The organism is Gammaproteobacteria bacterium, from assembly GCA_033720895.1.
Taxonomy (GTDB): Bacteria; Pseudomonadota; Gammaproteobacteria; order Natronospirales; family JAJUFS01; genus JAWWBS01.
The window spans coordinates 1-9,866 of sequence record JAWWBS010000071.1 but is presented as its reverse complement, the minus strand read 5'-3'; the positions used below and the strand labels follow the sequence as shown (position 1 = coordinate 9,866).

The window sequence follows — 9,866 nt, the reverse complement described above, 5'->3', positions numbered from 1 at the left end:
GCAAAAATGGATGTGCCGGAGGAGGACTTCAATTCCTACGCCACCCATCGCGGCGACCACCTGACGGCGCAGCGCGCGACTTTCGCCAATCCGAAACTGTTCAATGAAATGGTGAAGAACGAAGCGGGCGAGGTGCAGCAAGGTTCGCTGGCGCGACTGGAGCCGGAAGGCAAGGTCATGCGCATGTGGGAATGCATCGAGTCCTACATGGAACGCGGCCAGAACCTGATCATCGTCGCGGGCGCCGATTACGGCCAGGGCTCTTCGCGTGACTGGGCGGCCAAGGGCGTGCGCCTGGCGGGCGTGGAAGTGATCGTGGCCGAAGGCTTCGAGCGCATCCACCGCACCAACCTGATCGGCATGGGCGTGTTGCCGGTGCAGTTCGAGGAAGGCACGACGCGCAAGACACTCGAGCTCGACGGCACTGAGACCTATGACATCAAGGGCGACATCGACCCGGGTGCAAAGCTGACGTTGGTCATTCACCGCAAGGACGGCGAGGTCACGGAAGTTCCGGTGCTTTGCCGTCTCGACAGCAATGACGAATTGTCGGTGTACGAGGCCGGCGGCGTGTTGCAGCGCTTTGCCCAGGACTTCCTGGAAGCCGAAGCCGACGCTGCAGCGGCGAAGTAAGGACCCGATCAATGAGCCACAAGCCACAGATAAGGATTCCGGCCACCTACATGCGTGGCGGGACCAGCAAGGGCGTGTTCTTCAAGCTCGACGACCTGCCCGCAAGCGCACAGGTGCCAGGTGAAGCGCGGGACGGATTGTTCATGCGCGTGATCGGCAGCCCGGACCCCTACGGCAAGCACACCGACGGCATGGGCGGCGCAACGTCCAGCACGTCGAAGTGCGTGATCGTCTCGAAAGGTTCGCAGCCCGGGCATGACGTGGATTATCTCTACGGCCAGGTCGCCATCGACGAGGCCTTCGTCGACTGGTCAGGCAACTGCGGCAACCTGTCGAGCGCGGTGGGTGCTTTCGCCATCGAGAACGGCCTGGTCGATCCGGATCGGGTACCCGAGAACGGCCTGTGCGAAGTACGCATCTGGCAGGCAAACATCGGCAAGACCATCATCAACCGCGTACCGGTCACGAATGGCCAGGTGCAGGAAACCGGTGACTTCGAACTGGATGGCGTGACGTTCCCGGCTGCGGAAATCGTGGTCGAGTTCGTGAACCCGGTGGAAGAAGGCGCGGCGATTTTCCCGACCGGCAACGTGGTGGATGATCTCGACGTTGCCGGCATCGGCACTCTGAAAGCCACCATGATCGATTCCGGCATCCCGACGGTGTTCGTCAATGCGGCGGACATCGGCTACACCGGCACGGAACTGCAGGACGCCATCAACAACGATTCCGCAGCGCTCGAACGCTTCGAGACCATTCGCGCCCATGCAGCGGTGAAAATGGGCCTGATCGACAACATCGACGCCGCGAAGACCCGCCAGCACACGCCCAAGGTCGCCTTCGTTGCATCCGCCACCGATTACGTCGCGTCATCCGGCAAAGCCATCAAGGCCGGCGACATCGATCTCGTGGTACGCGCGCTATCGATGGGCAAGCTGCATCACGCCATGATGGGAACGGCTTCGGTAGCGATCGCCACCGCTGCCGTGATTCCCGGGACGCTGGTGCATGCGGCAGCAGGCGGAAAGCGGGAAGGCGAGCGTCGGCTTTCGGTGACCTTTGGTCATCCGTCGGGTACCTTGCGTGTCGGCGCGGAAGCGAAAGAGCTCGATGGCAAGTGGCAGGTTGAAAAAGCGATCATGTCGCGTTCGGCTCGAGTGCTCATGGAAGGCAGGGTCAGGATACCGGCAGGCAGTTTCTGACGATCATCCTTGCAGCAAGAAAAAAGCCCACGCTAGCGTGGGCTTTTTCATGTCAGTCCTGTTCGTCATCCTTGCGCTTCTTGCGAAACCAGAACCACCAGGCAACGAGCTCCAGGATCACCAGCACCGCAATGATGATGTAGAACATTACTTCTTCTTGGCAGCCGTCTTTTTCTTCTTCTTCGCCTTGGCGCGACGATCGATCGCACGCCAGCGCTTCAGTTCCGGACCGGTGTACTCGGCACCCGGACGGATCAGGCGATTGTTGGCACGCTGCTCCATGATGTGCGCGGCCCAGCCGGTGATACGCGACATGACGAAGATCGGCGTGAACAGTTCGGTCGGGATACCCATGAAGTGGTAGGCCGATGCCGAGTAGAAGTCGAGGTTCGGGAACAGCTTCTTCTCGTCCCACATGACCTTCTCGATGGCTTCGGAGACCGGGTAGAAGCGCTTGTCGCCAACTTCCTCACCCAGCTTGCGCGACCATTCCTTGATCACGACGTTGCGCGGATCGGAGGTGGTGTACACGCGGTGGCCGAAGCCCATGATCTTTTCCTTGTTGGCCAGCATGTCCTGCAGGCCTTCGGTCGCAGCTTCCGGCGTGCGGAACTTGCGGATCAGGTCCATCGCCGCTTCGTTGGCGCCGCCATGCAGCGGACCGCGAAGTGCACCGATGGCGCCGGTGACCGCGCTGTGGAAATCCGACAGCGTTGCGGTGATGACGCGCGCGGTGAAGGTCGAGGCATTGAACTCGTGCTCCGCATAGAGGATCAGCGAGACATCCATCGCCTGTACGTGCATTTCCTTCGGCTTCTTGCCGTGCAGCAGGCTGAGGAAATGACCGGCTATCGAATCCTGCTTGGACTCGGTGTTGATGCGCTTGCCTTCCTGGTGGAAGCGCCACCAGTACACGACGATGCCCGGGAAAGCGGCGAGCAGGCGCTCGGCAACCTTCATCTGGTTGGAGAAGTTGGCCTTCTCCGGCTCGAGGTTGCCCAGCATGGAGCAGCCCGTGCGCATCACGTCCATCGGGTGCGTGTTGGCCGGGATCTTCTCCAGGGTGTCACGCAGTTCCTTCGGCAGCTTGCGCATCTTCATCAGGCGACGCTTGAAGGAAGACAGCTCGCTCTTGTTCGGCAGGTGGCCGTGCAGCAGCAGGAAGGCGATTTCTTCGAACGTGCCCTTGTCGGCCATGTCGTAGATGTCGTAACCGCGGTAGGTCAGGCCTGCGCCGGACTTGCCGACCGTGCAGATCGCGGTTTCGCCTGCGCTCACACCGGCGAGGCCGCCGGCTTTCTTGTTCTTGTCAGCTTTCGATGCTGCCATGGTGTTGCTCCTGTTATTTATTGCTTTCTGTTATTGCTTTCTGTTCTTGTCGTGATTGCTTCTATTTCTTGGAGAAGAGCTCGTCGAGCTTTTCTTCGTACGAGTAATAGTCAAGGTGCTGGTACAGCTCGTCACGCGTCTGCATGATGTCGACGACATCCTGTTGCGTGCCACGCTCCAGCGTTGCCATGTAGAACATTTCCGCGCCCTTGTTCATGGCGCGGTAGGCGCCACAGCAGAGCAGCTGGATGTCGACGCCGACCGAGGCCAGCTCGTCACGCGTGAACAACGGCGTCTTGCCGAACTCGGTGATGTTGGCAAGGATCGGCACCTTCACCGCCTGCTTGAATTCCTGGTATTGCTCCAGCGTCGCGACCGCTTCCGGGAAAATCATGTCGGCGCCGGCGTCGACGCAGGCGAGTGCCCGCTCGATCGCCGCTTCCATGCCTTCGGAGGCGAGCGCGTCGGTACGCGCCATGATGACGAAGTCGTCGTCCGTCCTGGCATCGACAGCCGCCTTGACGCGATCGACCATTTCTTCCTTCGAGACAATGGCCTTGCCGGGGCGATGGCCGCAGCGCTTCTCGGCGACCTGGTCCTCGATGTGCATGGCGGCAGCGCCCGCCTTGATGAAGGAACGCACGGTGCGGGCGATGTTGAACGCGCCACCCCAGCCCGTGTCGGCGTCGACCAGCAGCGGCAGGTCACAGACGTCGGTAATGCGGCGAATGTCGACCAGCACGTCTTCCATGGAGGAGATGCCGAGATCCGGCATGCCCAGCGAATTCGCGGCAACGCCGCCACCGGACAGGTAAATGGCATGGTGACCAACATTCTTCGCCATGCGGGCGGTGTAGGCGTTGATGGTGCCCACCACCTGCAAGGGGGCGTGTTCGGCAACGGCGGCGCGGAATTTCGCGCCTGCGGAGATCTGCGACATGGTGCTCCTCGATGGCTGCTCTGATCTTGCATAGGGCCGCCAAGCGGGGCGACCAAAAGAGGCGGAATTTTACCCGAGAAGGGGCTTCAGAGCCATTGCTGGCGCTGTTTGTGGGCAATCCGGAAGGGATTCGCGGCGAAATTCGGGGAAACAAGGCGGAAATGCCGCGAACTCGGAACAGCCAGGTGGGTCAGGCAACCTCCAGTTGCCAGCGCCAGACGGCCTCGCCGGGCGCAGCGCCGGGCGCGTCCTTCACCGGCGCCCCCTCGAAGCCAAGGCTCTCCAGCAGGTTGACCGAGGGATCGGCTTCCAGCCCGTCACCGGAACGGCTGCCTGGCGCCAGGGAATGTGCTTGAACGCGCCGGGTGCCGGGGTGGTGCCTGGCCAGGTCGACCAATGCTGTGGCGTATTCCCTCGCCAGGCCTCGGCCGCGGTAATCCGGGACGATGGCATAACCGAACTCGATCACGCCGTCAGCCGCCTGGAACAGGCCACCCTCGGCGACCAGGCTGTCGTTTTCCTTGAGAATGCCCAACCACATGCAGAACGGCGGGTGCGGCGGAATGACATCCAGCTGGGTGACAGCATTCTCCAGGCCTTCCGGGAATACCGGCCAGGCTGGCGGAATGGTGATGCCGAGGAGCTCGGCGAGACCCTCAAGGCCCGCGCTGCGCACCTGTCGCAGGACATCGCTGGTGGCTGGAACCAGCCGCAATGATGGGGTTTCGATCATGCCCGCCATCCTCCCTGGGACTTGCTATAGACCGGGAAGCATAGTTGATGAGTCGACCGTCGACCGGATTTTCGTGCGCCTGCCGCGCAGGCATCACGCCATGGTCTGGTTCGGGCGACCGCGCAGGTAGCGCCGGAAAGCGCGAGCCGTCAGCGGCTTGCTGTACAGATAGCCCTGGCCCTGGTGCACACCCTGGCGCTCCAGCCATTCGGCCTGCGCTTGCTGCTCGATGCCCTCGGCCACGATATCGAGCTTGAGAGACTTGGCCATGTCGATGATGTGCGAGATCACGTGGCTGGTCACGGCTTCGGCGCCAATGGCATCGACAAAGGTCTTGTCGATCTTCAGCGTGTCGATCTCGAACGTTTCCAGGTAGGACAGACTCGAGTACCCGGTGCCGAAATCGTCAATGGCCACCTTGTGACCGCGTGCCCGGAAGTCCCGGATGTGGGCCCTCGCCGCCTCGTCGTTGATCAGGGCGCGCTCGGTGATTTCCAGCTTGATGGCATGGCTCGGTACCTTCGCCGTGGCCAGTCGTAGCGCCAGCTGCTGTCCAAAGCCAGGGTCTTGCAGGTCGTCACTGGAGAGATTCAGGTTGATCTTCAAGCCGGGATTGAGCTTGAGCAGGGCCGGCAGGTCAGCCAGCAGGCTGTCCATCACCGCCAGCGTGACGTCAGGCATCAGGCCCTCGCTCTCGGCCACCGGCAGGAACATGTCGGGGTTGATCAGGCTGCCATCCTCGCGCATCAGGCGGGCCAGGGCCTCCGCACCCACGCATTCGCCCGTGGCCAGGTCGACGATCGGCTGGTACCAGGCGGTGATGTCGCCGCGGCTGATGGCGTCGCGCAGCTCGCTGCGCAGGCTCAACTGGTAGCGCAGCAGGATCACGATCCCCAGCAGCCACAGCAGGCTGAGACCGCCGCCCACGGCCGCGGCGGTGCGGATCAGGCTGTTCTGGCGATGCCAGAAGCCATCGGCAGGCTCGACCACCACGACATCGATAGGCAGCATCCTGCCCAGCGAAAAGCGTGACTCGATACGCTCCTCGGCCTGGTCCAGGCGCACACCCGGGGGAATGGCATCCAGCGGCGGCAGGACGGCATCCGGCGGATTGCTGGTCAACATCAGGTTTTCCAACCACAAGCCCGCGGCCTGCTGGCCAGTCAGTCCGGCATCAACGAAAAACCGAGGGTCCATGGCGATGTCATGGTTGCCGAAGCGCATCAGGAACAGTTCGACGCCAGCCACGCTCGTGTGTCGGGACGGCCACCAGGCAATCAGGCCGGACGGATAAATGCGATCTGCCTGCGGCGGTTTCAACGCCGTTCCCTGCGCCAGCCCCGTCGCGCAAAGGCGCTCATCTGCCCGCCAGTGTCCGATGGACTTGATCCAGGGATGCTGCATCGCAGCCGCTTCCATCTCGGCAAAATGCGCGGCCGAACACCGCTCGACCTCGAGCTCGTCGAGAGCCAGCAACGTGTTCCTGGCTTCCAGCACGATGCGCTCGGTGCGCTCGGCGATGCCGCGAGCCAGCTCGGTGATCTGGGTGTTTTCCTCTTCGAAAGCTTCGCGCCAGGAAATCCAGGCCGTCGCCCCGATCAGGGCCAGCGTGCCGCCAATCGCCAGCAGGGCCGCTGCCACGAGAATCCGTTTGCGGCGATTCATTGCAAGCGGCATCTTCGGCTGGCCCGTCAATCAGCCGATGCGGATCACGGTGCGGCCAATCTGCTTGCCATCAAGCAGCGGGCGAAATGCGCTCGCCAGCTCGTCGAATGGCAGTTCCTGCGCAACGATGGCGTCCAGCTTCGCGGGCTTGAGATCGCTGCCGATGCGCTTCCAGATGTCGAGGCGCAATTCGCGAGGCGTCGCCATGGAGTTGATGCCCAGCAGGTTCACGCCGCGCAGAATGAACGGCATGACCGTGGTTTCCAGTTTGTGGCTGCCGGCCAGGCCGATGCTGGCAATCGAGCCCCACCAGCTGGTGGTGCGTGTCAGCCAGGTCAGCATCTCGCCGCCGACATTGTCGACCGCGCCCTGCCAGCGAGCTTTTTCCAGGGGACGCTTGCCGTAATCGATGTCCTGGCGCAGCAGGACGCTGCTGGCACCCAGGGCCTTGAGGTAGTCGATGGAATCCTGCTTGCCGGTTACCGCAACGACTTCGTAACCGCGACCCGCGAGCATGTTGACCGCCAAGGAACCGACGCCACCGGTGGCGCCTGTCACGACGACAGGACCACCGTCCGGATTGACGCCATTGTGCTCCATGCGATGGATGGCCAGCGCAGCCGTAAAGCCTGCGGTTCCCAGCATCATGGCTTCACGGGTCGTGAATCCTGCCGGCAGTGGAATGACGCCATCGGCAGGCGCGCGTACAAACTCCGCATAGCCGCCATCGCGGTCTTCGCCGAGGCCACAGCCTGTCACCACGACGGCATCGCCTGGCTGGAAGCGCTCGTCGGAACTGCTTTCGATGACACCCGCCACATCGATGCCGCCGACCAGGGGAAAGCGGCGCAAGATCTTGCCCTCGCCGGTCGCCGCGAGGGCATCCTTGTAGTTCACATCGGAATACTCGGCGCGAATGACGACTTCACCCTCGCTGAGATCCTCGATACCCAGCGTCTCGAAAGCAGCCGTCACCTGGCCGTCGTTGTCATGAATGCGATAGGCGCGGAAGGCCTCGGTCGTGCCTGTCATCGGATCACTCCAGTAACAATTCCGGGAAGGAGTGACGATTGTCTCATACGCGGCGGGAGGCTTGAAACGGGTTGGCAATCAGTAGCTTGCAGCCAGGGAAGCGTTCACCGCATCATGAATTCCTCGATCAGGATCTTCTGGACATCGATGTCGACGCTGTCCGGATCGACGATCCGGTCGATGCTCCAGCCACCTTGCACGCCACGCGCCTCGAAGCCGGCAAGATTGACCATCTTGCGCGGCCACACCAGTTTGCCCGCCGGGTCCCGGACCAGCAAAAGCACGGGTTTCAGGCGGTTGGATTCCTGCGAGGAAACCACGATGCCAAGATTGCCGTTCACCAGTCGCACCAGGCTCGAAAGCGGGTAGATGCCGAGATGGCGAATGAAACTCTCCACCAGCTCGCGGGAGAAATGACTGCCCACCCGCTTGTGCAGACGCGTCAGTGCGACCGAGGGTGACAGGGCAGCCTCGTAAGGCTTGACGGTGATCATGGATTCATAGGCATCGACCACGCTGACGAGCTGCACGTGCGGCAGGATCTGGCCGCCCCTCAGCCCATCGGGATAGCCACTGCCATCGAGTCGCTCGTGGTGCCAGCGCACGATCTCGACGACGCGTGGATCGTGTTGCTCATCTGACGCCAGCAGCCCCGCGGCATACGCCGAATGCTTGCGCATGAGTTCGAACTCGGCCCTGCTCAGCGTGCCGGGCTTGTCGAGCAGCCACTGGGGCACGCGTGACATGCCGATATCGTGCAGCATGCCGCCCGCGCCGACGACGCGTTGCAGATCCTCGTTCCAACCCAGGTGGCGGGCGAAGTTGATGGCCATGACCGAGACGTTCATGCAATGCGAGGCTATGTGCTCGTTCTGGGAACGCATCAAGGTCATCCACTGGGCGTTCTGTGGATCACGTTGCACTGCCTCGACCAGCCCGCCAACGACCTCGCTGGCCGCTTCCTGGCTGACCGCTTGTCCCTGCCGACTGCTTTCCAGGACGTTGCCAAGGCGTTCGCGCGTCGTTTCCACCGTGTCCTTGAGCCGGGCCAGGGTGTCGCGCAGTCGGGCGGCACCCTTCCATTCCTCGAATTCGACAGTGATCTTCCGGACACGACCGGCATGTATGCGGCTCAGGGATTGTTGCAGTACAGCCTGGACATCGGTGGCCTGGGAGCTGCGCAGATCATCGACGAAAACGAAACGGGACACCTCTCGCAACCGGGCGAGGTCATCTTCTGCCTCGATCAGGAACCCCTGGAAAAGGAAGGGGGATTCCAGCCAGGGGCGGTCCAGTTCGGCAACGTACATGCCGAGGCGCAATTCGTTGGTTGTCAGCTTGATCTTCACCAGCGCCATCCGTGGCTTGTGGTTCGGGTCGATCATTCTGGCCCGCGTCGCTGCTGACGGTTGACTGGAGAAACCCTGAAAGCGGAATGCAGACGACCAGAAATATCGGGTGATCAACCCCATTTTCCAACCGCTTTGCGGCAGCGCTTGCGGCAATTCCCTAGGGATGCAGCACATGCCGACACCGATACTGGTGGCCCTGCGCGAGACAACACGGATGGAGGTCGCATGATCGAAGGAAGGGGTGATTCGGTTCCAGGACAATGGGTCAGTCGCAAGCGCTTCACGAAGTTCGCCGTTGCCTTGCTGCGTCCGGTAATCAGGATCCTGCTACGCTATGGCATGTCCTATCCCGAGATGAACCAGATCACGCGCTGGCTGTATGTCGATATTGCGATGCGCGAAAGGGAATTCTTCATTCCGCGCCGCCGACGCCAGTTCAAGGCGCGCGTCGCCTGCCTGACCGGGCTGTCGCGCAAGGAAGTCCTGCGGCTGGTGTCCGCACCGCCACCCGAGGAAAATCGCCATGTGCGGCTTGGCAACCGGGCGGCTCGCGTACTGGCTGGCTGGTTGAACGATCCGCGGCTGCAGGATGAGCGTGGCCGCATCCGGCGCATTCCGATCAAGCCCGCGAGCGATGCGCCACGGTCGGCGCCGAGTTTCTTCGCTCTCTCGCAAGGCCACAGCGGCGACATTCCGCCCCGCGCCATTCTCGACGAACTGGTGCGCAGCGGTAACGTGAGGCTGGTTGGCCGGAACGAGGCCGAGGTCGTGGAAGGCTTCTACCAATTGACGCCACTCGACGAGTCACAGCTGCAGGCGGCCAGCCGCTTGCTGCGGCCCTGCTTCGAAAACATCGAGCGCTGCCTGGCTGCCGCGCCACGATCAGCAGCACGAACCGGGTCCGCGCGAGGAGACACTGCCAAGCACCTCGCCTGAGCGGCACTGCAAATGAAAAGGGCGGCCCGTGGGCCGCCCTTCCT

Annotated in this window: 9 protein-coding genes; 3 read left to right on the top strand and 6 right to left on the bottom strand. The window is 62.4% G+C overall.

Going from position 1 to position 9,866, the window contains the following annotated elements:
- Positions 1-633, top strand: a 633-nt coding sequence (locus R3217_09450) for a Fe/S-dependent 2-methylisocitrate dehydratase AcnD (GenBank protein ID MDX1455668.1), incomplete at its 5' end; no start/stop codon positions are given.
- Between the two features lie 11 nt (positions 634-644).
- Complete coding sequence (prpF, locus tag R3217_09445; protein ID MDX1455667.1) at positions 645-1,835, top strand: 2-methylaconitate cis-trans isomerase PrpF; 1,191 nt, start codon at positions 645-647, stop codon at positions 1,833-1,835.
- 147 nt (positions 1,836-1,982) lie between these two features.
- Here prpF and prpC read toward each other — a convergent pair whose 3' ends face one another.
- From prpC to R3217_09415, 6 genes are all read right to left on the bottom strand, one after another.
- Positions 1,983-3,164: a 2-methylcitrate synthase gene (gene prpC, locus R3217_09440; GenBank protein ID MDX1455666.1), complete on the bottom strand. Its 1,182-nt coding sequence runs from the start codon at positions 3,162-3,164 to the stop codon at positions 1,983-1,985.
- Between the two features lie 61 nt (positions 3,165-3,225).
- Complete coding sequence (gene prpB, locus R3217_09435) at positions 3,226-4,104, bottom strand: methylisocitrate lyase (protein MDX1455665.1); 879 nt, start codon at positions 4,102-4,104, stop codon at positions 3,226-3,228.
- Between the two features lie 190 nt (positions 4,105-4,294).
- A complete protein-coding gene (locus R3217_09430; protein MDX1455664.1) occupies positions 4,295-4,837 on the bottom strand; it encodes a GNAT family N-acetyltransferase in 543 nt (180 codons plus the stop codon).
- A 93-nt stretch (positions 4,838-4,930) separates the two neighbouring features.
- Entirely contained in the window at positions 4,931-6,502 is a 1,572-nt protein-coding gene (locus R3217_09425; protein MDX1455663.1) for an EAL domain-containing protein, read from the bottom strand.
- Between the two features lie 30 nt (positions 6,503-6,532).
- Positions 6,533-7,534, bottom strand: a complete 1,002-nt coding sequence (locus R3217_09420) for an oxidoreductase (protein MDX1455662.1) — start codon at positions 7,532-7,534, stop codon at positions 6,533-6,535.
- 104 nt (positions 7,535-7,638) lie between these two features.
- Positions 7,639-8,919: an HD-GYP domain-containing protein gene (locus tag R3217_09415; GenBank protein ID MDX1455661.1), complete on the bottom strand. Its 1,281-nt coding sequence runs from the start codon at positions 8,917-8,919 to the stop codon at positions 7,639-7,641.
- Positions 8,920-9,111: 192 nt separating this feature from the next.
- Between R3217_09415 and R3217_09410 the strand changes: the two genes are divergently transcribed.
- Positions 9,112-9,822: a DUF6502 family protein gene (locus R3217_09410; GenBank protein ID MDX1455660.1), complete on the top strand. Its 711-nt coding sequence runs from the start codon at positions 9,112-9,114 to the stop codon at positions 9,820-9,822.
- Positions 9,823-9,866 lie beyond the last annotated feature (44 nt).

Excerpts from the sequence above, each read along its gene's own strand:
- prpF (MDX1455667.1), top strand. The coding sequence starts at position 645 with ATGAGCCACAAGCCACAGATAAGGATTCCGGCCACCTACATGCGTGGC.
- prpC (MDX1455666.1), bottom strand. The coding sequence starts at position 3,164 with ATGGCAGCATCGAAAGCTGACAAGAACAAGAAAGCCGGCGGCCTCGCC.
- prpB (MDX1455665.1), bottom strand. The coding sequence starts at position 4,104 with ATGTCGCAGATCTCCGCAGGCGCGAAATTCCGCGCCGCCGTTGCCGAA.
- R3217_09430 (MDX1455664.1), bottom strand. The coding sequence starts at position 4,837 with ATGATCGAAACCCCATCATTGCGGCTGGTTCCAGCCACCAGCGATGTC.
- R3217_09425 (MDX1455663.1), bottom strand. The coding sequence starts at position 6,502 with ATGAATCGCCGCAAACGGATTCTCGTGGCAGCGGCCCTGCTGGCGATT.
- R3217_09420 (MDX1455662.1), bottom strand. The coding sequence starts at position 7,534 with ATGACAGGCACGACCGAGGCCTTCCGCGCCTATCGCATTCATGACAAC.
- R3217_09415 (MDX1455661.1), bottom strand. The coding sequence starts at position 8,919 with ATGATCGACCCGAACCACAAGCCACGGATGGCGCTGGTGAAGATCAAG.
- R3217_09410 (MDX1455660.1), top strand. The coding sequence starts at position 9,112 with ATGATCGAAGGAAGGGGTGATTCGGTTCCAGGACAATGGGTCAGTCGC.